The organism is Paenibacillus sp. FSL R10-2199, assembly GCF_038000235.1.
Taxonomy (GTDB): domain Bacteria; phylum Bacillota; class Bacilli; order Paenibacillales; family Paenibacillaceae; genus Paenibacillus_AQ; species Paenibacillus_AQ phytohabitans.
In genome coordinates, this window is record NZ_JBBOBO010000001.1 from 1,370,259 (window position 1) to 1,393,355 (window position 23,097).

General features: G+C 52.2%; 15 protein-coding genes. 10 read left to right on the forward strand and 5 right to left on the reverse strand.

The window, feature by feature from the left end; genetic code table 11:
• Window positions 1-16 precede the first annotated feature (16 nt).
• A complete protein-coding gene (locus NYE33_RS06075) occupies window positions 17-1,015 on the forward strand; it encodes a Gfo/Idh/MocA family protein (RefSeq protein ID WP_341065119.1) in 999 nt (332 codons plus the stop codon).
• Between the two features lie 462 nt (window positions 1,016-1,477).
• On the opposite strand, the gene NYE33_RS06080 is transcribed toward NYE33_RS06075, so the two are convergent.
• Window positions 1,478-2,845: a dicarboxylate/amino acid:cation symporter gene (locus NYE33_RS06080; protein ID WP_171720733.1), complete on the reverse strand. Its 1,368-nt coding sequence runs from the start codon at window positions 2,843-2,845 to the stop codon at window positions 1,478-1,480.
• 440 nt (window positions 2,846-3,285) lie between these two features.
• On the opposite strand from NYE33_RS06080, the gene NYE33_RS06085 reads away from it, so the two are divergent.
• From NYE33_RS06085 to NYE33_RS06105, 5 genes are all read left to right on the forward strand, one after another.
• Window positions 3,286-4,128, forward strand: a complete 843-nt coding sequence (locus tag NYE33_RS06085) for a hypothetical protein (protein ID WP_076247638.1) — start codon at window positions 3,286-3,288, stop codon at window positions 4,126-4,128.
• Between the two features lie 77 nt (window positions 4,129-4,205).
• Window positions 4,206-7,934 (forward strand): S-layer homology domain-containing protein, encoded by a 3,729-nt coding sequence (locus tag NYE33_RS06090; RefSeq protein WP_341065123.1) that lies wholly within the window; start codon window positions 4,206-4,208, stop codon window positions 7,932-7,934.
• A gap of 307 nt (window positions 7,935-8,241) precedes the next feature.
• Window positions 8,242-8,997 (forward strand): ABC transporter ATP-binding protein, encoded by a 756-nt coding sequence (locus NYE33_RS06095; protein WP_231575454.1) that lies wholly within the window; start codon window positions 8,242-8,244, stop codon window positions 8,995-8,997.
• Entirely contained in the window at window positions 8,990-10,654 is a 1,665-nt protein-coding gene (locus NYE33_RS06100) for a hypothetical protein (RefSeq protein ID WP_076247634.1), read from the forward strand. The genes NYE33_RS06095 and NYE33_RS06100 overlap by 8 nt, the downstream gene beginning before the upstream one ends.
• 226 nt (window positions 10,655-10,880) lie before the next feature.
• A complete protein-coding gene (locus tag NYE33_RS06105; protein WP_341065126.1) occupies window positions 10,881-12,890 on the forward strand; it encodes a putative bifunctional diguanylate cyclase/phosphodiesterase in 2,010 nt (669 codons plus the stop codon).
• A 142-nt stretch (window positions 12,891-13,032) separates the two neighbouring features.
• On the opposite strand, the gene NYE33_RS06110 is transcribed toward NYE33_RS06105, so the two are convergent.
• Complete coding sequence (locus NYE33_RS06110) at window positions 13,033-14,706, reverse strand: methyl-accepting chemotaxis protein (RefSeq protein ID WP_341065129.1); 1,674 nt, start codon at window positions 14,704-14,706, stop codon at window positions 13,033-13,035.
• 234 nt (window positions 14,707-14,940) lie between these two features.
• On the opposite strand from NYE33_RS06110, the gene NYE33_RS06115 reads away from it, so the two are divergent.
• Window positions 14,941-15,372, forward strand: coding sequence for a MarR family winged helix-turn-helix transcriptional regulator (locus tag NYE33_RS06115; RefSeq protein ID WP_336102008.1), 432 nt, complete (start codon window positions 14,941-14,943; stop codon window positions 15,370-15,372).
• 100 nt (window positions 15,373-15,472) lie between these two features.
• Here NYE33_RS06115 and NYE33_RS06120 read toward each other — a convergent pair whose 3' ends face one another.
• Window positions 15,473-17,365, reverse strand: coding sequence for an LTA synthase family protein (locus tag NYE33_RS06120; protein WP_341065132.1), 1,893 nt, complete (start codon window positions 17,363-17,365; stop codon window positions 15,473-15,475).
• A 252-nt stretch (window positions 17,366-17,617) separates the two neighbouring features.
• Here NYE33_RS06120 and NYE33_RS06125 point away from each other — a divergent pair, with 252 nt between their 5' ends.
• Together NYE33_RS06125 and NYE33_RS06130 are read left to right on the forward strand one after the other, a co-directional pair.
• Window positions 17,618-19,930: an ATP-dependent DNA helicase gene (locus tag NYE33_RS06125; RefSeq protein ID WP_341068606.1), complete on the forward strand. Its 2,313-nt coding sequence runs from the start codon at window positions 17,618-17,620 to the stop codon at window positions 19,928-19,930.
• Between the two features lie 51 nt (window positions 19,931-19,981).
• Window positions 19,982-20,950: a Gfo/Idh/MocA family protein gene (locus NYE33_RS06130; RefSeq protein WP_042140302.1), complete on the forward strand. Its 969-nt coding sequence runs from the start codon at window positions 19,982-19,984 to the stop codon at window positions 20,948-20,950.
• Between the two features lie 84 nt (window positions 20,951-21,034).
• On the opposite strand, the gene NYE33_RS06135 is transcribed toward NYE33_RS06130, so the two are convergent.
• Complete coding sequence (locus NYE33_RS06135; protein ID WP_083705701.1) at window positions 21,035-21,718, reverse strand: CidB/LrgB family autolysis modulator; 684 nt, start codon at window positions 21,716-21,718, stop codon at window positions 21,035-21,037.
• On the reverse strand, window positions 21,715-22,086 hold the full coding sequence (locus NYE33_RS06140) for a CidA/LrgA family protein (protein WP_039305543.1): 372 nt from the start codon (window positions 22,084-22,086) through the stop codon (window positions 21,715-21,717). The genes NYE33_RS06135 and NYE33_RS06140 overlap by 4 nt, the downstream gene beginning before the upstream one ends.
• 111 nt (window positions 22,087-22,197) lie before the next feature.
• Here NYE33_RS06140 and cidR point away from each other — a divergent pair, with 111 nt between their 5' ends.
• On the forward strand, window positions 22,198-23,085 hold the full coding sequence (gene cidR / locus NYE33_RS06145) for a cidABC operon transcriptional activator CidR (protein WP_076247622.1): 888 nt from the start codon (window positions 22,198-22,200) through the stop codon (window positions 23,083-23,085).
• Window positions 23,086-23,097: the final 12 nt, after the last annotated feature.

Below are 23,097 nucleotides of genomic sequence, written 5' to 3' on the forward strand. Positions count from 1 at the left end.
AGGAAGGTGTATAACTATGACACAGAAGCTTCGTTGGGGAATTATGGGCTGCGCGCAGATCGCCACAGGATCGGTAATGCCGGCCATCCAGGAGTCAGAGACCGGAGTGATTACGGCGATTGCCAGCCGGGGGCTTGAGAAGAGCAGCGCTGCTGCGGCAGAGTTCGGTATTGAGAAGGCTTATGGCAGCTATGAAGAACTGCTGGCCGATCCGGATGTCGATGCGGTCTATATTCCGCTTCCGAATCATCTGCACTATGAATGGGTGATCCGCGCGGCAGAGGCAGGCAAACATGTCCTGTGCGAGAAGCCGATTGCCCTGGACAGCCGCGAGGCAGCCGGGATGGTGGAGGCTTGCCGGAAGGCGGGAGTTCACTTGGCGGAGGCTTATATGTACCGCCATCATCCGCGGATCACTGAGCTTCAGGAGATCATAGCGGGCGGCGAGATCGGGGAGCTGCGCTCCATCCGCGGCACGTTTACCTATAACGATGCGAAGGATACTTCCAATATCCGCTTCAAGTCTGCCTGGGGAGGCGGATCGCTCTATGATGTCGGCTGCTACCCGCTCACAGCGGCGCGGCTGCTGTTCGGTGCAGAGCCGGAAGCCGTAACTGTGCAGGCGCTCTTCTCACCGGAGCATGATAACGTAGACATGATGGCCTCCGGTCTGGTGGAGTTCCCCGGCGGGCGGAGCCTGATCTTCGATTGCGGCATGTGGGCGTATAACCGCCAGCTGCTGGAGGTGCTTGGCACAGAAGGCCGGATCGAAATCCCGATGCCGTTCAACGCCAGGTTCGACGATGCACAGTTCTTCGTGTATAGCAGCAGCGGAGAGCCCCGGCAGGTGGAAGCCTTCGGAGCCAATCCTTACGTGCAGCAGGCGGATCATTTCGCCATTGCGGTCTTCAGCGGCAAGCCCTGGATCGCCGAAGAGGACCCGGTGCATAATATGAAGCTGATTGAGAGCTGCCTGGAATCTGCCCGGAAACGGGAAAGAATCAGCCTGGTGTAGCCGTCACAGGAGATAATAAGCTCCCTTCATGAATAAAATATTCTTTCAAAGAGAAACGGATACCGTCCCATGGGCGGTATCCGTTTCTGTATGTCTTTATGCTCTAGTGCAATATCAGCACTAAGGAAGTGAATTCATTCAACAAGGCAGCCATGTATGTATTCAGTTCCAAGTGGAGACTCAGTGATAGTTGTATAATGTGCAATTAAAAACAGCGAAAAGGCAGGCGTGCATCTAATAACTGTAGTCTGTACAACTAAATCTGCGAGAATGGTGAGAACCAAGGTGCACACGGCAGTTTAATTGTACGAAGTACAACTAAACCGATAATACCTTGTAAATCAGACGATTTAGTTGTACAAAGTACAATTAAGCATACCGCATATATCGTAATCGGGTCACTGCACACAAGTGTTTTTTCACTAGTTTAAATCTGACGCTATCCTATATCTGCTTGAGTACTTATATTGTGTTAAGAAGAATTTCATCCTCGTTATCGCCCCGGTTGAAGGCTTCGCGGTCGAATTCACCTTCAGAGTTGGCGACCAGCAGGGCAGTAACGGCAGTTCCGGTAGCATTGACAGCGGTACGTCCCATATCGATAAGCGCTTCTACTCCTGCAACAATGGCTATCCCCTCCAGCGGCAGGCCGAGTGCCGTTAATACGACGGTTGTTGAGATTACAGCCGGTCCGGGTACTCCTGCTACCCCGATGGAGGAGATGATACTGACCAGCACCAGTGTGACATAGTCGGTTCCGGTAAGCTGAATTCCATAGACCTGAGCCGTAAACACAGCCACAATAGCAGGCCATACGCCCCCGCATCCATTGAAGTTGACAGAGGCGCCGAGCGGAGCAACGAAGCTGGCAATCCGCGGTGAGACATGCAGACGTTTCGTAATAACCTCAAGATTCACCGGAAGTGTAGCATAGCTGCTTCTGGTGGTGAATGCAACGGTTAGCGTCGGGTAGACCTTGCGGAAGAAGCGGATAGGATTTACTTTGACCACGAGCAGCACGAGTCCGCCAAAGACCAGCACAAAGTGCAGAATCAATGCGACATAAGAGGTTACAATGACACTGCCCAGCTCCTGAAGGGTCTCCCAGCCATATCGTGCCGTAATTCCGGCAATCAGCGCGAACACGCCGTAAGGCGTTAACCGGATTACAAATTTGACTACCTGGTGCAGCACCAGGGTCAGGGATTCGATAAGATCGCGTACAGGCTTAACGGCCTCCGGTTTTTTGGAGCCGATTTTGATAATGGCCACCGCCAGGAAGATGGCGAAAATAAGCAGTGGCACAACCTTGCCGGTAGCTGCTTCATTAACGGGATTGGATGGGACGAGATCAAGAATAACCTGTGAGAATGTGGGGATTTCACGGGCGGTGAAGCCCTCCGGCACAGCCTGCTGGATGCCCTTTCCGGGATTGAACAGCAGGGCTACGGATAATCCGATGACCGAAGCAATCCCGGTTGTTCCGAGGAACCAGGCGAAGGTCTTGATTCCGATCTTGCGCAGGTATTCAAGATTTGTTAGTGAGGATATGCTATTGAGCACCAGAATGAATACGAGCGGCACAACGAGCATGCGGATCAGACTGACATAAATACTGCCGAAGGTAGTAATGGCATTGGTTTCGAATTCGAAATATTGAAAAAAGATTCCGGCCAGCAGCCCGATTCCGAGCCCGACCAGGACCCGGGTGCCGAAGCCGACCCGTTTGCGTGCCAGGAAATACAGGATGCCAAACACAAAAATAGAAACCACGAAGCCATACCAGTTTGTCTCAATGGCTGATAATAGATTGTTGTCGATGTTGTTCATTCCCGTTATAGACCCCCTAAGCCTAGTTTTTTGATGTGAATAATGAGATCAAATGTATAGACAAATTTTATGATTGTCAATGTATAAATATGTTAATTTTATTTAATCCGATAAAACAAATAGGATAAATAAAATTTTAATTGACAAGGGATGTCAGTATGAATAATATGGAACTTATCCGCAAGTCATTCAGGAATCGACTGGACTGCCAGAGATTCAACAGAAGCGCATAACCATGCGTTTTGTTGAGTCTCTTTTTTGATTCTATAGGGGGGGATGGGATACCGCTGCTGTAAGGAGAGCAATTCGTAAGAAGAATCGACTGGACCGCCAGAGATTCAATGAGCACGCAAACAGTGTGTCTTGTTGAGTCTTTTTGTGATGAGTAATTGAGTTCCCCAAAAACTGCCTAGGGCGAAATGAAAGGAAGGGTTACCTCTATGAAAAAGCTTACTATATCCGTAATTACTGCAGCCGTAGTGTTCTCAGTACTGACATATGCGGCAGTATCAGCCAAGCAGGACAACAAGGCTGAAGCAGCCGCAAAACCCCTAGTTGTGGAAGTGGCAGCTGCTGCAGGCACAATCACAAATGTTGTGGAAACCCCGGCGCCAGCTGATACTGCTGCAGCCCCTGCAGCAGAGCCTGTTAAGCCTGAAGCGGCAGCTGCTGCAACAACAGACACGGCTGAGACGGCAGCCGCGCCGATTGTTGCAGCCACGGCAGCAGCCTCTGCCGCACCGGCTTCAGTGAATTACGCACCTGAGGCCGGCAAGACGGTTGCGGCAGCATCCGCCGGGACGGCAGAGGTTGTCCAAGCCGAAGCCAAGGCGACTGCTGCTCCTGCGGCTAAAGAGACACAGCCGCAGGCTACAGCCAAGACGGCAGCCGCTGCTGTAGCTGCCCAAGCCCAAACGGCTGCGGCTCCCAAAGCCACAGCCGCTCCGCAGGCAACTGCCGCTCCGCAGACGGCATCCGCGCCGAAGACTGAGACTGTGCAACCATCTGCCGCACCAGTTAAAACGGCCGCCCCGGCTCCGGCCGCTCCAGCGCCGGCACAGGCCACCGAACAGCCCGCTCCGAAGAAGGTGACGTTCTCTACAACCGAGGTGGTCAAAGCGAGTGCAAGCGCCCCGGCCTCAGCCCCGGCTGCCAGCACATCCTCATCGCAAGCCTCCGGCAATTCCGCATCTCAAGCTGCTGATACCTCAGCCCCGGCGCCTGCTGTGAGCAATCCTGCTCCTGCCCCTGCCCCGGCTGCTGTAGAGGAAGTTTGCCCTTAAGATTTTCGCGTCTTACTAACTGACGGGCAGGCTGGTATTGCAAAGTACAGAAAAAAGATAAAGTTGAGGTGCAACTAATGAAAACACAGCAAAAACTTAATAAAATCCTCGCACCGCTGCTGGCGTCTGCTCTCCTTGTCTTGCCGGGTATCCCCGGCAAGGCGGCTGCAGAGCCAATCCTGCCAGCGGGCGGCGCTGGAGCAGTCAGCACATATAATTATTTTTATGAGAATTATCCAAAGCTGAATGACCGTAACCATGTATATAAGACGGCTACATATGAAGATATCGCCAATCTGTTTGAGAGTGAGGGTACCTATGCCGTACTGGTTGGCGGTACTTGGAGCGGGAACACACAGGCGGACATCGGATTTATCAATGAGGTTGCCAAGGAAACAGGCATTAATGTGCCGGTGATCTATAATTTTGATACCAGGCTGGACGGGGCCACTCTTGATATTGCAGACAGCAATAATCCGTATGCCTATAAATATGTGGATCTGGTCAATAAGTATTTGAAGAATCTTTCGCTGTATGACAAGGCAGACCCGCAGCACAATGTCAGTTATGTGAATGCGGCCGGCGAGACGGTTACTGCCAACAAGATTGATTCCCCATTCCTGTTCTTGTACAACAAGGATCATAAGGATGCGCAGGGCAACAGCGCGCCTGTTGTTTCTTACCTGAAGGACGGAAAGTCCTGGGAGCAATTCCTGACAGACGGCCAGCTTGACTCAGCCAAGGTTAATGATTATAAGGCCTCTGTGCGTCAGGTGTTTGAAGCAGCCTCCGCCTATAGTGTGATTAATGAGTCCGAGTATATTAAAACAGCGTTCAACCGCAACTATGCCGGAGAGAACAACGGGAATATTATTTTTACTCCGGAGGATAAGGACCTTGTGCTGGAGCATGTAACCTATCATCAGCTGCAGCAGATTTTGGCCAGTGACGGGAACTATGCACTGCTGTTCGGGGGCTCATGGTGCCCGAATACCCAGGCCATCATCAAATATATTAATGAACAGGCGATAGCCCATAACATAAGCAAGATCTATTTCTTTGATACGAAGCTTGATGCGGGTCTGACGGTAGCGGAGTCCGGCAATAACACCGGAACAAGCGGGCGGGCCAACCCTCATAATAACAATGAGCTGCAGATCAGAACGAGCAATCATCCGTATGCCAATCTGTATGTTGATCTGGTTAATACCTACCTTACCAATATCAAGACAGAGAACAATCAGGCAGCTAAGCCCTCTGTGATCAGCTATGTGAATGATCTGAACGAAACGGTCACCGGCGACAGACTTCAGGTGCCGTATCTCTTTACTTACAACAAAGATAACAAGGATGCTGCCGGAGAAAGCGCCCCTATTCTTGGGCATGTGGAGCTGATGTACTCCTGGACGAATATCCAGCCGGAGTATGTAAGCAGCGGATATTCCGATGGTGCCAGATATACTAATGCAATCCAGGCTTTAAACACGCTGTATTCCAGATTAGAGGCTGTGCCTGCAGGGCTGTATGGAAGTGCAGACGGCACCATCAGAGGAGCCAATGACCAGCTGGAATACAAGTACAAGACTGTACAGGATTCGGTCTATGAATATCAGCCGGCCGCAGGTGATACCATTTCTGGCCTGGTTCCGGGGACTTACCTGGTACGGTATAAAGCGACTACGGGTTCGCAGGGACCTATCATTAAACCTGCAGGAACCACTGTTATACCTTATGCTGCGGGAGAAGCAGTAGAGGTTGTTGTACCGCTGCCCGGAGAGCAGGCAGCCCCGGCAGGGTTGAAGGGACTCCCGCCGACCTCCGCAGCGAATACGGATGGGCAGATCAGCGGTGCAAGAGGGGCGCTGAGTACTGAGGAGCTGCAATTGCTGGAGTACAAGCTGACAACGGTAACGGAATATACGTATGCCAAGGATATACCTCCTATCCATCTTACACCTGGTAGCTATCAGGTAAGATATATTGCCCAGGAAGAGATTCCGGCAAGCCCTGAGGCGAATATTACAATTCCTGCCTTCACGGAGAGACAGGCGGCACCTGCCGGACTTACGGGAGTGAAGCCGACAACCTGGGAGAACAAGGACGGGAAGATCACAGGCACTACCGGTCAATTACAGATCAAGCTGTCCACGGTTACTGCCTATGTCTATGCGGGAGAGGGAGAAACCACGGACTTAATCCCGGGAGTGTACGATCTGAGATATCCGGCAAAAGAAGGCTACACAGCCAGTCCGGTAGCAAAAGTGGTGGTTCCGGGCAATATTCAGGAACAGGCAGCCCCAACCGGCCTTAAAGGTGTTGCCCCAACCTCATCCGAGAATAAGAACGGAGCCATTACGGGCACCACCACAGCGCTTGAATATAAGTTGTCCACGGCCTCTGCGTACACACCGGCCCCGGACAAGGAAATTACGGGCTTGTCCGCCGGAACCTATAATGTCAGAGCAGCGGCTAAGCTCGGCTACAAGGCAAGCCCGGATACCAGTGTTGTCGTACCGGCATATGCACCGGCAACCGGTTCGAATAGTGGAGGAGGGGGCAATGGCGGCGCAGCTCCGGTTGTGCCGGTAGCTAGCGCCAGTCCGGCCCCATCCCCATCTGCTACGACATCCGGGGATACCGTAACTGTAGTGGCGGCCGCCACTGCTACAACGGATACAGCTACAGGCGTAACAACAGCTTCTATTTCTGCCGAAGCCGCTGCAGGCCTTGTGAACAGTGCCAAGGCTGCAGAAGCCGCAGGCAAGAAGGCTGTCCTGGAAATCAGCGTTGCCGCAGATGCCAATACCAAGACAGCGGAGCTCAGCATTCCACGAAGTGCATTTAATGAAGCAGCCTCTGCCACGAATGCCAGTCTTAAGATTAATATTCTGAACGTCGGGCAGATTACGTTCGATTCTACTGCTGTAGCCGGCATCAGTGCTGCTGCGGATAGCGGGGCAATCCTCATTAGAATTGCCAAGGTGTCTTTAACTGAGGAAGGCAAATCAGTACTTGGAGACAGACCGGTATATGATCTGACTGTACGGGCAGGAGATAGCGAGGTGTCTGTCTTCGGCGGCGGGAAGGTGCACATCAGTCTTCCTTATACACCGCTGGCGGGTGAACAGGCACATTCTATTATCGTATATAACATCAACAAGGAAGGCGGCCTGGATGTTGTTCAGGGCAAGTACAAGGCAGCTACCGCAGCAGTCGAATTTGTGACCACTCATTTCTCGCAATATATCATTGCCTACAATAAGGTTGCATTTGCTGACATTGCTGATACTGCCTGGTACAACAATGCTGTAAGCTTCCTGGCAGCCAGAGGCATCACTTCCGGCACGGACAATAGCAGCTACAGTCCGAACGCCTTAGTAACCAGAGGACAATTCATTGTCCTGCTGCTCAAGGCCTACGGAATAGCACCGGACAGCAACGGAGCAAACTTTACAGATGCAGGAACAGTCTATTATTCCGGCTATCTGGCTGCTGCCAAGAGTCTGGGAATTGCTACGGGCTCCGGGGATAACCAGTTCAAGCCGGATAACCAGATTACACGGCAGGAGCTGTTCACCCTGCTGTACCGTGCGCTGAATGTTCTGGGTCAGCTGCCGGACTCCACGACAGATCTGGCGCTCTCCACCTACAGCGATGCGCCGCAGGTTGCCGGCTACGCACAAGAAGCTCTGCAGGCTCTGGTGCAGCGCGGTGTAGTAGAAGGTGACAACGGCAGAATTCATCCTTTGGAATTCTCCACACGGGCCGAGGCGGCACAGGTGATCTACAACCTGCTTGCCCGGTAAATGATAGGATAACATTTTCTCTAAGGGCGGCCAGAGGGCTGCTCTTAGAGAAAACATAAGAATTGATATGTTTTCTCTGCAAAGTATCTGTATCATCATCGAAGCTTAAGCCCCACTTTGTGGGGTTATTTGACGTTTACCCCTACACTGCACTTGTTGCGATAACTCATAGGTAACTGGTGTTAAAATTTGCTAAAATAGGGATAACAGCTAAAACGTAATATGAAGATGATGGATGTGCATGCAGAAGGGAGAGAGGGTAGTGGGTAATACAGAAGAACCGGTCATTTCAATTGAAGGACTATGGATGAATTACAGTGACAGAATGGTGCTGCGGGGAATTGACCTGGAGGTATACCGGGGACAGATTATCGGATACATCGGACCCAATGGCGCCGGCAAAAGTACCACGGTCAAGATCATGCTGGGGCTCGTGGAGGGCTATAGCGGGTCGGTGCGTATTTTTGGCAGAGATATCTCAGACGGGGACACGGCCTACAAAAGAAGAATCGGCTATGTGCCGGAGGTGGCAGAGCTGTATGACAGCCTGTCAGCCCGGGAATATCTTACGTTTATCGGAGAGCTGTATGGCATGAAGAAGGCGGATGCTGAGCTCAAGGCGGAGAAGCTGATGGGACTGCTGAACCTGAATAAGGCCTACGATATGCGGATTGCCTCCTACTCCAAAGGGATGAAGCAGAAGGTGCTGCTGATTGCCAGCATGCTGCATGACCCGGATATTCTGTTCCTGGACGAGCCGCTCAGCGGTCTGGATGCCAACAGTGTAATGGTGGTGAAGGAGATTTTTGCAACACTTGCGGCCAGGGGCAAAACAATCTTTTATTCCTCGCATATTATGGACGTGGTGGAGAAGATCAGCAGCCGGATTATTCTGCTGGACGGGGGCGATATCGTTGCGGACGGAACCTTCGCACAGCTGCGGGAGCAGAGCCGGGAGGGCTCGCTTGAGGAGATTTTCAATCAGCTGACCGGATTTGACAAGTACAGGGATATCGCCAGTGAGTTCGTTGCTGTGATTGGAGAGGGTGCGCCGCATGCGTGATTTCTTTGTATTGAAGCTGCTGGACCGGATGCAATGGATATTTAAGGCGCTCGGAGCCGATTATGCCGTACTGCGCCGCATTCTTCAGGTTAAGCTCACGATGGACGGCCGGCGGACACCAACGATATTCTCGGGAACGCAGGAACCCAAGCTGAATATGGAAGGCTCTCCGTTCCGGGTACAGTGGCTGTATCTGCTGCTCGGGCTGATGCTGATCGCGCTGGTTGCACCTGCAGACAATTATATTCTGACCATGAGCCTGATGTTCAGCATAGTGATGTTCATGATCACAACGACGCTGATATCGGATTTCTCGACAGTCATGCTGGATTTGCGGGACAAAAACATTCTCTTCTCCAAGCCGGTGGACCGCCGGACGCTAAACATGGCCAAAAGCATACATATTCTGATCTATCTGCTCACGTTGACCCTGACCTTCACCGGCCCCTCGCTTCTGTTCTCGTTATTCCGGCACGGAGCGCTGTTCTTCTTCCTGTATGCTGCGGAGATCATCCTGATGGACGGCTTCATTCTGGTGTTTACTGCGCTGGTCTATCTGCTGATTTTAAGGTTTTTTGACGGTGAAAAGCTTAAGGACATCATCAATTATGTGCAGATTATTCTGTCAGTTGGCGTAACTGTCGGTGCTCAGCTCGTATCGCGCCTGTTCAATATCACAGAGTTCGGCCTGAATTTCACTCCTGCCTGGTGGCACTTCGCGCTGCCTCCCGTCTGGTTCGGGGCTCCGTTTGAGCTGCTGGTTGGGGGAGCGGAAGGCAGGCATCTAACTATCCTGGCCGTACTCGCTCTCGCAGCTCCTGTCGTGTTGTTTGCAGCCTATATCCGGCTGATGCCGCTGTTTGAACGCAGTCTCCAGAAGCTGGCTGAACAAGGCGCTTCAGGACAGGGCACCGGGCGGATATCCCGCAGGCTGTCAGAGATAACATGCCGCAACAAGGTAGAGGCGATGTTCTTCCGTTTCACCTGGTCGATGATGAAGCATGAGCGCGAATTCAAGCTTAGGGTATATCCAACTGTAGGCCTGTCCCTCGTGCTGCCCTTTATCTTTATCTTCAATCAGGTGTGGAGCGGGGACCTGGCAGCCATCAGAGGCTCCAGATCGTTTCTGTTTATCTATTACAGTGCTCTCCTGATGATGACGGCGGTACAGATGCTCCGCTACTCCACCAGCTACAAAGGCGCATGGATCTATAAAGTAATCCCCTTGCCGGGAACGGCTATGGTATACCGCGGGATGCTGAAGGCAGTGGTGCTTAAGCTGCTGGTGCCTTTGTTTACTCTGGAGGCAGCCGTATTCATCGGCTTGTTCGGGTCCAGGATTATTGCTGATATGGCCGCCGTATTGCTTGCGTTGCTGCTGTATTCGGTGCTGTGCTTTCTTCTGTTCCCCAGGGCGCTGCCGTTCTCGGAGAAGTATGAGGCAGCGCGGCGGAAGGAATTCACCGGCAGTGCTTTTGTGCAGCTGTTTGTTCTGGCGGGATTGGCCGGGATACATTATGTGTTCACCTTAATTCCCGCGGGAATATACATCTATCTGGTAATTCTGGCAGCTGCAAATGCCTGGATATGGCACCGGGCCTTCCTGCCGGAGGATTCAGGCAGCAGCCGGCTTCCAACCCTCCGCGCGGGGGGCTGACGCCAAATATGGACATTTTTTGCCGACACTAAAAAAAGGGTCTAAGTTCCAGTATTTACTTAGACAGTCTGCCAAATACAAGGTAAAATACAGCTAAAGTTATATTTCAGGGATCGCCTATAATCTCTATGCACTCTTCCATTTATCTACTATTCGTATATTGATTTTTAACTTGAGATTCACACTGCAAATGACGATGATAATAAAACCGGTGAAGAGGTCAACTATGGATCAAATGGGAATCCACTATAATATTTGGATTGTTTTACTATCTTTTGCGCTTGCTGCAACAGCGGCATACTCTGCGCTTAATCTGATTTCGCAGGTTTCCCATTCCACTGGCCGGGTCAGGCGTCTCTGGCTGCTCTCTGGTGCCTGCGTGCTGGGAAGCGGAATCTGGGCCATGCATTTTGTAGGCATTATGGCCAGCCATCTCCCTTTCAAGGTCAGCTACCATCCGGGTACAGCCGTTCTGTCCCTGCTCGTCAGTATGTTGTCCTGTTATGCGGCACTCCAGATAGCGACGGCTTCCCGCCAGAGAATGTGGCGGTTACTTATTGGGGGTGTAATACTGGGCGGCGGCATCTCACTTATGCATTATATCGGAATGTCCTCCATAGAGATGGAGGCAAAGGTTCATTACGAAATTAAGGACCAGGCCTTGTCCGTTCTGATTGCTCTGCTGGCCTCCTACATCGGAGTATTTATGTTTCGCAAATTCAAGGATTATAGAGGCTATAGCCGCTGGAGGCTGTATTCGGCGCTGTTCATCGCCCTTGCGGTTACCGGAATGCATTATACCAGTCTGACAACAAGCCATCTGCAGTATGACAACTGGCTGGGCACGAAACCTGTACTCATGGAGGCAGATGTCATTCTGCTGACCGGCATTTCGCTGGTTACCCTGTTTATGCTGGCACTCTCCGGCGGAGCTGTTTTTCTGGACAGGCATGTGCTGGAGCGTATGGCTTACCATGATCCGCTTACTGAACTACCGAACCGGCATGGACTGGAGCGTTATTTCAAGGATGATTTCTTCGGAGGTATCTCGGGAGCCGTGTTCTTCGTCGACCTGGACCGCTTCAAATCCATTAATGATACGCTCGGACATGATATCGGCGACCTGCTGCTGCGGGAAGTATCCGAACGGCTGACTCGCTGTGTGGGCGGGAAGGGCAAGGTCTTCCGGCTGGGCGGCGATGAATTCCTGATTGCCCTGCCCGATTGTACGATTGGAGCAGCGGAGGAAGAAGCGCAGCATATTCTGCAGGAGCTTAAGAAGTCTTATAGCATCGAAGGCAATGAGCTGTATGTAACGGCCAGTGTAGGGATCAGCATGACTCCCGCCCATGGAACGGACCGTTCGGCGCTAATGAAGGCTGCAGATACAGCGCTGTATACCTCCAAGGACTCGGGCAAGAACAAGTTCAGTGTGTTCGATCTGGAAATGAACCGCCATCAGGTACGGCGGATGTCGCTGGAGAAGGATCTGCGCAAGGCGCTGGCCCGCTCGGAGTTCATGGTTGTCTACCAGCCCAAGTGGGATTCACTCATGAATGTTACCGTAGGTCTTGAAGCGCTGCTGCGCTGGAGACATCCGGAGCACGGAATTATTTCTCCGGCTGAATTCATTCCGATTGCCGAGGAGACAGGCCTGATTGTGCCGATTACCTACTGGATGCTGCATGATGTATGCGGACAGAATATGCTCTGGCATAAGGCGAAGGTGGCGAATGTAGCGGTTTCGATCAACATGTCAGCCCGGATGTTTGAGAACGGCAGTCTGTACGATGTGGTGGAAGAAGCGCTGTCGCGTGCTGGCCTGGAGCCGCATTTCCTTGAGCTTGAGATTACAGAGTCCATTGCGATGAACAACATGGAAGAAACGGTTGCCCAGCTCTCCAAGCTGCGGAATCTCGGAGTAAGAGTCTCGCTGGATGATTTCGGGACAGGCTTCTCTTCCCTGGGCAATCTGGATGAGATTCCGGTCAATACACTGAAGATTGATCAGGTATTCATCCGTAAGAGCAAGATGCACTCCAAGAAAGCAATTATCAGTAATATCATTGCCATAGCCAGCAATCTCAATATGGAGGTTGTTGCCGAAGGCGTAGAGACTACAGAGCAGATTGAACTGCTGCAATCCCTGGGCTGCAGAGTGATGCAGGGCTTCTACTACGGCCGGCCCATGCCGGTCAATGAACTGGGCCAATGGTTCATAGAGAATACGGCATAATGCATGCAGATTCATTCGAAATAAAAGGCTGTCCCGGCCGTGGATCATTCCACGTTCGGGACAGCCTTTTTTTGAAAGAGAAGATTTATATGCCCGGGGTCACCGGATAGTACCTGAGTAATCCTCGAAGCCAGGCCCCGCTTTATGAGGCGATTTTAAAGTTCTCGACCAATACCTGCAGCTTCTCGGCGAGGGAAGAGAGGAATGCCGCGGAAGATTCTACTTCCTCCATGGCGGCAAGCTGTTCCTGCGAAGAGGCCGATAAGGTCTCTGCACCTTCAGCAGTCTGGTTAGAGACATCTACAATCTTCTGAATTGCAGTTACAAGGCCGTCGGAGATCAGCGCAAGCTCACGGACGGTTGCCGAGATCTGCTGGCTTTGCGAAGACATATCGGAGACGGAGGTCTCGATCTCTGAGAAGGAATGTCCGGCAGCGATGATCATCTCTTTGCCTTGATGCATCTCTTCTGTGGAACGTTTCATAGTCTCTCCGGCTTTGTCCATCTGATTCACAATCAGACTGACCAGTTCACCGATCTGGCCGGCAGACCTCGCCGAACGTTCAGCCAGCTTGCGGACAGAGCCTGCCACAACAGCGAATCCCCGGCCCTCTTCCCCGGCACGCGCCGCTTCAATAGCTGCATTCAGGGATAACAGATTCGTTTCTTCGGCAATACTGGCAATCGTACCGACAATATTCTCGATCTCCTTGGAATGGCTGCCAAGCGTTTGAATAATGCCGGAAAGATCGGAGATGCTTCCGCTCACAATCCCCATCTGGGATGTAGTCAAATCCATAGACTCCCGGCCTGTCCGGGCTTTCTGGGCGTTAATGGCGGCATTGTTCATCGCGCTATCCGCATTGTCGGCGATTTCGGTAATGAAATGCGACATTTCCTGTACGGCTTTGTAGCTGCCTTCGAGGTTCTGTAATTGCGTATGTGCACCGTCTGCCAATTCGAGGGTAACATTGACGCTGTGTTCCCCGGCGCGGTTGGTCTCCTGCGCACTGGCGGAGAGCTCCTGGGAGGAGGAGGCGACCAGCATCGAGGTATCATTAACCTGTGTAATCAGATTGCGCAGATTCAGGGTCATGTCATTGAAATCGCTCGACAGCTTCCCGATCTCATCTCTGCTCTTGAAGAGTAGAGGTTCCCGGCTAAGATCACCTTTGGCTACTGTGTTTACGGAAGCGGACAGTTTGGTGAGCGGGTTCACCATACGGCGAATCATCAGATATGCGGCAATTATGGCCACAATCAGAATCGAGCTCCCGATAATGAAGGGCTGAGTAATAATTTCCATTGTCCGTGTCTGAATCAGCGGGCCGTCAAAGTTAATAGCCATCAAAGCAATGATTGGTTTGGTAGGGTCATGGTCCTGATAAATGGGGCCGTAGCCGGTTTTAAGCGAGGTTCCTTGATATGTATATACTTTGGAGTATGCGGAATGCTTCATGGTGGTAATCATTTCTTTATCTTCATCGGAGAAATAGAAGGGGTCTCCTGCTTTATAACCTCGTTCTTTGAACCGGGCGTCAGCGGCTAGCACTTTGCCGTCGAGCGAGAGGATGAACGCTTCTTTAAAAATAGGTTTATGTTCATTAATCCAGCCTATGCGGTCTTCAATGGCGCTTAACTTGCTCGTATCGCCTGCAGCCAGAGCAGCTATATCGGCGGGATCAATAAGGCCGGTAGTTATATTGGCACAGCCTACCAGTTCAATTCCTGCGGCTTCATCGATTTGCTTGTAAGCAGCATTATAACCGAAGAAGCCAATGGATGATCCGACTAGAAGCAGTACAATCAGCATCATCCAAGTTAATTTTGTTGCCAATTTCATAAAAATGATCACCAGCCCTGACTCTAAGTATATTAAGTGAGTTCTTATCACTGCTACGATTATAGCGCATCGCTGCTGCCAAGGCATTAGCCAGAATAAAGTATTTTTGTGTCGGAGAATGATGATTTGTGTAAACGAAAAACATTGAATCTATAGCCAAGATAATGGTACGCTTGGAATAAGACAAACGGACTGGGAGCTGAAGGGATGACGCAAGATATCAATCCGTTGATCGAACGTGTGGGCATATCCATGTGGAAGGTGCAGCGCAAAATAATGTCGCAGATGTCCCTGCATAAGGAATTAGGGTTAACGGTTCCGCAATTCGGACTGTTGCATATGATCGCTCAGGAGAAACAGGCACGGGTTATTCATCTGGCTGATAAAATGGAGGTGAAATCCAGTGCGGTCACGGTAATGCTGGACCGTCTGGAGCTGCTGGAGCTGATTGCGCGCGTTCCCGATGAGAACGACCGCCGGGCGGTAATCGTGACGATAACGGGTAAGGGGCAAGGAGTTCTGGAAGAAGCGCAACACCGGTCGATGCTGCTGCTGGAGGAGCATTTATCCATACTTGAGCCAGACGAGCTCGAGAATTTCGCACACTATTATTTGCTGCTTGAGAAGCAGGAACGATAGTCCTTGAACAGTGATAGCAGCCATGAAGTATATAAAATAAGCCAGCCCCCTAATTTCGGGAGGCTGGCTTATTTCTGTATATTCTACGACAGTCTCAGAACTATTCTTCAGCCGGTTCTTTGTCCGGCAGCTGTGTAACATAGCTGTCCGACAACTGGCGCAGCCGTAAGGCACGGGTATATTCGTCCTCGGTGCCGGCCGGAGTATGACCGCCGCTCGCAAGCGGATATTGTGTATTATCCTCAAAGCTGTTGCCGGGAATCAGCAGGCCGGAGCTGGCGATAAACGAACCGGTAGGCAGGTAATACCGCTGAGGCAGCAGATTGTAAGACTGGCTGAGCAAATCCTGGCCGAAATGAATATTGTTATCCATCGATACGCCCAGCAGGCTGGCAGCAGTAGGCATAATATCCACTTCTCCGCCCACCTGCTCAAGTGTCTGCGGCGCCAATCCCTTGCCGTGAACGAGCAGCGGAATATTCAGCATATTCGCATAGGCATAATCATAACCGTAGATTTCCTTCATTAATTCCTTGTCGTCGTGATCAAGCGAGTAGATAGGCAGTCCCATATGGTCTCCGTAGACCATAATCAGGCTGTTATCCCATATTCCGTCCGCCTTCAGTTCATCCACGAATTGTCCGAAGGCATAGTCGGCATAGTTCTGCGACCGGATATAATCTCCGACGAAAGTACCTTCATAACGTTCAGGCAGCTTCATTTTATACTTTTCTGCAGGGATGGTGAACGGATGGTGGGCAGACATTGAAATTACCTGTGCGTAGAACGGCTGTCCTTCATCGCTCATTTCCTTCAGCTTCTCTGAAGTTTTGCGGTAGAGCACTTCATCGGAAGCGCCGAAGAAGAAGGTATCTTCGTCCCCGAAGAATTTGTGATCGTAATAATGATCCCAGCCCAGTGAGCTGTACAGCTCGCCGCGGTTCCAGAATTCCACATCATTGGTATGGAAGGTGGCTGACTGGTACCCGCTGGCCTGCAGCAGACGCGGCAGACTTGGCACTTCCTTATCCACATAAGACATTGTAGCTGCGCCTTGCGGTGGAATGTAGAAGGACGAATTAACTACGAATTCTGCGTCTGAAGTGTTGCCCTGGCCGACCATCTGATAGAAGTTGTTGAAATACAGGCTGTCCTCCATCAGGCGGTTCAGGTTAGGTGTGATTTCCTGGCCGTCCACCTTCAGACCGAGCAGGAAGTTCTGGAAGGATTCCAGCTGAATAATAATCAGATTCTTGCCCTTGGCAGCCCCGGCATACGGGGATACCGCAGAAGGATCGATTCCCTTAAGCTGATTAATGGTATCCTGCGTAATCTCGCTGGCATTTACAAGCTCTGGTTTATCTTGAGCAAAGATAGTATATGCTTCATAATTAAGGATACCCATTTCCTGGGCCTTCTTAATTTCATTCATGCTTGCTTTGTTGGGAAGAATATTGAACAGGCAGAGTCCGAGTGAAACTGCGAACAGGACGACATGCAGCATTCTTCCGTTGTGGCGGTTAATTTTATCCTTCTTGTAGTTGCGTCCGTTCTTGTTAATGAAGAAGTAGAAGCCAAGGACGATAATGTCGGTGAAGATCAGCAGATAATAAGGGTCCATGAGTGAGAATACGCTGTTGCGCACCGCAGTGACCTGGTTCACCTGCTCTGCCGCATGGTAAGTGACAATAACCCCGTAATATTTGAAGTACATAATAGCGGCAAAAAAGATGGCGGTAACCAGCAGATTAACCGTCATGTAATATCCGAGTTTCCGTTTGGAGGCAAAACGCTCAATCAGGAAGAAAAGTGCCCAGACAAAAGGGATCTCCGTCAGTACCGATTTCCAGAACTGCAGGTCTTCAAAAATGACACCCCAGGCTAAAAGGCTTTTAAGGACGAAAATAATTGAGAAGAACACAAATGGCTTGAGCAACCATCGTTTTATCGTTACGGATGACACAGCTTCGCCTTCTTTCTTAAGAATAAACATGTTTCCCGGCTGGAAGGAAACAGCGGCATGAGGACAAAAGAATACCATTATCAATAAAGCCTATTATGCAGCGCCAGGCAAGGAATGTCAAAAATCAGAAACCGCCGCATACCCTTTGGGGAAAGCGTAAAATCAATCCTGAATGAATCCAAGGGCCGGTAACGCCCTCAGGCAGGTTTATATCCGTGATAAAGGACGAAAATGACGTCTGAGCCAAAAGAAAAATCCGGGAATTAATGGAGGTGATGCATGATGAGCTATGCAGAAATCGCTTTATCCGTGAGGGCACTGGTCGAGTATGCCTTCAGCAGCGGCAGTCTGGAGCCGGGATTCCGCAGCGGTGCGGCTATGGTGGAGGGTACGCGCAGCCATCAGCTGATTCAGAAGCAATATAAGGAAGCGGACCGTAAAGAGGTGTATTTAAAAACGGAGATTCCGCATGGGGATCTGCTGTTCATCATCGACGGGCGCTGCGACGGCCTGCTTGCAGCCGGGGACGGCAGCCTGACTGTGGAGGAGATCAAATCCATTGCCGGAACGCCGGATTCTGCCTTGGAAGGACGTGAGGTACACTGGGCGCAGGCTTTCATGTATGCCTATATCCTCACGCAGGATCTGGATCTCCCGGCAATACAGGTTAAGTTAACCTATGTGCAGCGGGGAAGTGAGGAGCAGTATAGCCTTTACCGGGAAATGACCCGCGAAGAGCTGACAGCCTTTGCTGAAGAGACGGTAGCCAAGTATGCGCCGTATGCTGAAATGATGGTCCGCTACAGGGCGAAGAGGGGAGAGAGCATCCAAAGCTTGTCGTTTCCGTTCTCGGGTTACCGGCCCGGCCAGCGTCATTTCGCTGCTGCAGTCTACACTTCGATTGCAGAGGGGGCCAATCTCTTCGCGCAGGCCCCCACAGGCATCGGCAAAACGATGTCCACCCTGTTCCCGGCGGTCAAGGCACTTGGTGAGGACAAGGTGTCCGGCATCTTCTATCTGACCGCCAAGACGGTTACACGGATTGCGGCACAGGAGGCGGTGATGATGCTGAACAGCCGGGGGCTGCATCTGCATGTGATTACGCTTACGGCCAAGGAGAAGGCATGTTTCCGTGAGGAAGGAAGCTGCGGTGCGGATTCCTGTCCTTTTGCAGAAGGCTACTATGACCGGATCAATGCCGCCATGCTCGATATGCTGGAGCACGAAACGCTGATGACGCGCGAGACCATTGCCGCTTATGCCCGAAAGCATGAGGTCTGCCCGTTCGAATTCTCCCTGGATGCCGCCTACGCCTGCGACATTGTCATCTGCGATTATAATTATATCTATGACCCCCGGATCAGCCTGAAGCGGATGTCCGAGGAGCGGAAGAAAAAAACGGTGCTGCTCGTGGATGAAGCGCATAATCTGGTGGACCGGGGGCGGGAGATGTACTCCGCCTCGCTTACCAAGGCGCCGTTCCTGGGACTTCAGCGGCAATACAAAACGGTGAATCCGCGGCTAAGCAGCACCGCGAAAGCCGTAAATGCCTTCTTCATTGCGCTGCGTAAGAGCTGCGGGGACAAAGGGGCTGGAGAATGGAAGGAGTATCCCGCAGAGCTGCCGGAGCTGCTCGAACTTTTCGCTTCCGAAGCCGAACTGGAGCTGCTGCATGCTTCCCCGCTGATTACTCCGCCGGCGGAGGAGGGGGAAGCCGGCAGCCTGCTGGATACGTTCTATGCGGTACAGGGAATGCTTCGTACGTTCAAGACCTATGATGAGCGCTACATTACCTACGCGGAAGTGCGCAGCGGTGATGTGTACCTGAAGCTGTTCAATCTCGATCCGTCGCATTTGCTGCAGCAGATGGCTAAGAGCTTCCGCAGCCAGATCCTGTTCTCGGCGACACTCTCGCCGCTCTCGTATTACAGGGATATGATCGGCGCAGATGAGGAGGACTACAGCCTGAGCCTGTCCTCGCCTTTTCATAAAGAGCAGTGGCAGGTATCTGTGCTTCCGGTATCCACCCGCTACCATGACCGGGACGCCTCCTTACAGCCGCTTAGCGATGCACTGAAAGGGATGGTCTCCAGGAAAGGCAATTACCTGGTCTTCTTCCCCTCTTATCTCTATTTGAAGAATGTATATGAAGTGTTCACTGAGAAATACCCGGAAGTCGCTACCCTGCTGCAGGGCAGCGGGATGAGCGAGACCGAGCGGGAGAACTTCCTCGCGGCGTTCCGCCCGGACAATCCGGATACCCTGCTCGGCTTTGCCGTGCTGGGCGGCATTTTCTCCGAAGGGGTGGATTTGCCGGGCGACCGGCTGAATGGTGTAATGGTGGTTGGGGTCGGCCTGCCGCAGGTGGGGCTGGAGCGCAATCTGCTGCGGAGCTACTTTCAGGCACAGGGGAAGAACGGGTTCGATTACGCCTATGTCTACCCGGGCATGTGCAAGGTGCAGCAGGCAGGGGGCCGGCTGATCCGCAGCGAGAACGACAGTGGAATTATTGTGCTGGCGGATGACCGCTTTCTCCAGAATTCTTACCGGCAGCTGCTCCCCGAGGAGTGGCGGGACTACTTTGTCATGGCATAAGCAGGTATAATCGAATGAAAAGGCATTCATCAGACAACAGGAGGTAAGGACATGACGCTAAATATCGGAATAGTCGGAACAGGGTGGTTCTCCAAGGTACATGCGGATTTGCTGGCAGGGATGGAGGATGTATCACTGAAGGCAGTCTGCGGCAGCAGCAAGTCAAAGGGTGAGGACATGGCCCGTCCTTACGGAGCCGAGGGCTATGGGGATATCATCGAGATGCTGGATGCGCACAAGCTGGATGCCGTCTATATCTGCGTGCCTCCACAGTCACACGGGGCGATTGAACGGTCGCTGATCCGAAGAGATATCCCTTTCTTTGTCGAGAAGCCGCTGGGCTCAAGCACGGCCATTCCGGCCAGCCTGCTGCAGGATATTAAGGAGCATCAGCTGCTGACTTCCGTCGGCTATCATTTCCGGTATCAGGAGAACATCCAGCGGCTGAAGCAATCGCTAAGTTCGGACAAGGTAGGGATGATCGTCGGAGAATGGATGGGCGGGATGCCGGGCGTGGCCTGGTGGCGCAACCAGGAGCAGTCCGGCGGACAATTCACGGAGCAGACTACGCATATCGTCGACCTGCTGCGTTACCTGGCTGGTGAGGTAACCGAAGTCTATGGGATGTTCGGCAACCGGATTATGCACGAGAAGCATGAAGGGGTGACTGTGTCCGATGTGGGTACAGTGTCCCTGAAGCTGGAGAGCGGCATCATTGCCAGCATCTCCAACACCTGTGTGCTGCCAGGGGAAGTGGGTAAAGCGGGCATCAGCTTCTATAATGATAACGGAATGCTCGACTGGAACCCGGAACGTCTGCTGGAAGTCCGCAGCGGGGACAGCAAGGAATTCAAGAACACTGGTAACCCCTATGCGGTGGAGAGCGAAGCATTCCTGCATGCTGTGCGGACCGGAGACCGTTCCCGCATTCTCAGCGATTATGAGGACGGATATAAGACCTTGAAGGTGACCTGCGCAGCTTATGATTCCGCACAGAGCGGAGTGCCGGTGAAGCTGTAGGCTTGTACGGTTACTATGTAGAAAAAAGACCGGCAGCATGGCTTTCGCCGTGTGCAGCCGGTCTATGGCCCAAGCCGGGACGGCCTAGTGGAGGAAAACCGCGATTAGTGCCGGCGCAAGCCCGATAGAGAACAGCGCCGTCAGAATCATCGCGATACTGGAGATGGTGCCGGTCAGCGAACTCAGCTCGAAGGCTTTGGACGTGCCTGTACCATGCGCTGCGGTTCCCAGCGATACCCCGCGCGCAATTTCATTGTCAATGCGGAAAAGGCGGAGCACGGACGGTCCCATCATCGTTCCCAGTACACCGGTCAGAATGACGAAGACCGCTGTAATGCTGGGAACGCCGCCGATGCTTTGCGAGATGCTCATGGCGATCGGTGTGGTCACCGAGCGAGGCACCAGACTGGTTGCCAGATCACCGCTAAGATGCAGCCATTTGGCCAGCAGCATGGATGAGATCACGGCAATAACCGTTCCTGACAGCACGCCTGCCGCAATTTCGGCGGCGTGCTTTTTGAGTACCCTGAAGTTTTTATGGAGTGGGATCGCAAAGGCGATAGTCGCCGGCTGAAGCAGGTCCGATAGCCATTTGCCTCCCGCATTGTAAGATTCATAGGAGCTGCCCGTCATCAGCAGGAAGGCGATGATCAGCAGCGGTGTAATAATCAGCGGTGAAGTGTACATTTTGCCGCTGGAGGCATAGATGCGTTTGGCCAGGAGGTAGACAGCGATGGTGAGTCCAAGAAATAATAATCCGGTTATCATGAGCTTCTACGCTCCTTTATTCTATAAATAGCACCTGTGAGTACCCCGGAGCCGGCCATTACAGCAAACGTACCCACGAGTACAACCGCCAGCACCTGCAGACCGTCTGCCTCGAGCAGCTTCGAGTATTTCATAACACCTATAGCGGAAGGGATGAAGAAGAGCAGCAGCTCGGCAAGCAGCCACGAGGCGCCAACCTCTACCCAGTTCAGCCGGATCACACCGGACTCCAGCAGCAGAAATAAGAGAATCATCCCGATAATGCTTCCGGGAAGCGGAATATGCAGAAATGAGGTTAACGTATTCACCAGCAGGGAGAAGACGGTAAGTCCGGCAACCTGCAGTAAGCCTAAGGCGATCTTTTTCATAGCGATTACTTCCTTTCGTCTTACTGAAAGTTTACAACCTTTTCTTTCATAGGTACAATGAATAGATTGAATATCTCACATTCCTTTCATCTATACATGGAGGTTATCGTTATGGACATCAGACAGCTGGAGTATTTCGTGCAGGCGGCCAGGCTGAACAGCTTCTCCAGGGCGGCGGAATCGCTGTACATTACCCAGCCCACGATCAGCAAGATGATCCGCAATCTGGAGATTGAACTGGGGGCGGATCTATTTTACCGGGAGGGCAAAAGCATCCGTCTGACCGATGCCGGCGAGCTTCTGCTGGTTAAGGCGCAGAATATTGTGGAATCCTTCACGAGCCTCTCCTCAGAGCTGGACAGTCTGCGCAATTTGAAGCAGGGGCATATCCGCATTGGGCTGCCTCCTATGGTAGGAGCCAGTTTCTTCCCTGCTGTCATCGGGGAATTTCACCGACGTTACCCGGAAGTGACGATAAGGCTGCATGAAGACGGTGCCAAAAAGGTAGAGGATGATGTGGAGTCCGGCCTGCTTGATATCGGGGCGATTGTCCTGCCTGTCAACAGAGCCAAGTTTCACTGCTTCACCTTTGTGGAGGAGAAGCTGCAATTGCTGGTTCCCGCAGGACACCGTCTGGACGGGGCGCAGAATGTGCCGCTGAAAGAGCTGGCAGAAGAGGAATTCGTGCTGTTCCGGGAGGACTTCGCCCTGCATGACCGGATTATATCGGAATGTGTCAAAGTAGGCTTCCAGCCCAAGGTGGTCTATGAGAGCTCTCAGTGGGATCTGATCAGCCGGATGGTAGCTGCCGGAATGGGCATTGCGCTGCTGCCGGAGACCATATGCCGGGATATGGACCGTTCACGGATCGCTGTCATCCCCCTGACCGAGCCTGTGATTCCCTGGCAGCTGGGGATGATCTGGCGCAGAGACCGTTATCTGTCCTTCGCGGCGCGGGAGTGGATCGCCTTCGCGATGAAAGTGCTCGGGGAACTGTAAACGACATTTTTT

What these genes read in the sequence shown, in the direction of transcription:
- NYE33_RS06140 (WP_039305543.1), bottom strand. Translation starts at nt 22,086, where the DNA reads ATGAAAAAGATCGCCTTAGGCTTACTGCAGGTTGCCGGACTTACCGTC.
- NYE33_RS06115 (WP_336102008.1), top strand. Translation starts at nt 14,941, where the DNA reads ATGACGCAAGATATCAATCCGTTGATCGAACGTGTGGGCATATCCATG.
- NYE33_RS06090 (WP_341065123.1), top strand. Translation starts at nt 4,206, where the DNA reads ATGAAAACACAGCAAAAACTTAATAAAATCCTCGCACCGCTGCTGGCG.
- NYE33_RS06100 (WP_076247634.1), top strand. Translation starts at nt 8,990, where the DNA reads ATGCGTGATTTCTTTGTATTGAAGCTGCTGGACCGGATGCAATGGATA.
- NYE33_RS06085 (WP_076247638.1), top strand. Translation starts at nt 3,286, where the DNA reads ATGAAAAAGCTTACTATATCCGTAATTACTGCAGCCGTAGTGTTCTCA.
- NYE33_RS06130 (WP_042140302.1), top strand. Translation starts at nt 19,982, where the DNA reads ATGACGCTAAATATCGGAATAGTCGGAACAGGGTGGTTCTCCAAGGTA.
- NYE33_RS06095 (WP_231575454.1), top strand. Translation starts at nt 8,242, where the DNA reads ATGAATTACAGTGACAGAATGGTGCTGCGGGGAATTGACCTGGAGGTA.
- NYE33_RS06080 (WP_171720733.1), bottom strand. Translation starts at nt 2,845, where the DNA reads ATGAACAACATCGACAACAATCTATTATCAGCCATTGAGACAAACTGG.
- cidR (WP_076247622.1), top strand. Translation starts at nt 22,198, where the DNA reads ATGGACATCAGACAGCTGGAGTATTTCGTGCAGGCGGCCAGGCTGAAC.
- NYE33_RS06075 (WP_341065119.1), top strand. Translation starts at nt 17, where the DNA reads ATGACACAGAAGCTTCGTTGGGGAATTATGGGCTGCGCGCAGATCGCC.
- NYE33_RS06105 (WP_341065126.1), top strand. Translation starts at nt 10,881, where the DNA reads ATGGATCAAATGGGAATCCACTATAATATTTGGATTGTTTTACTATCT.
- NYE33_RS06125 (WP_341068606.1), top strand. Translation starts at nt 17,618, where the DNA reads ATGAGCTATGCAGAAATCGCTTTATCCGTGAGGGCACTGGTCGAGTAT.
- NYE33_RS06110 (WP_341065129.1), bottom strand. Translation starts at nt 14,706, where the DNA reads ATGATGCTGATTGTACTGCTTCTAGTCGGATCATCCATTGGCTTCTTC.
- NYE33_RS06135 (WP_083705701.1), bottom strand. Translation starts at nt 21,718, where the DNA reads ATGATAACCGGATTATTATTTCTTGGACTCACCATCGCTGTCTACCTC.
- NYE33_RS06120 (WP_341065132.1), bottom strand. Translation starts at nt 17,365, where the DNA reads ATGTTTATTCTTAAGAAAGAAGGCGAAGCTGTGTCATCCGTAACGATA.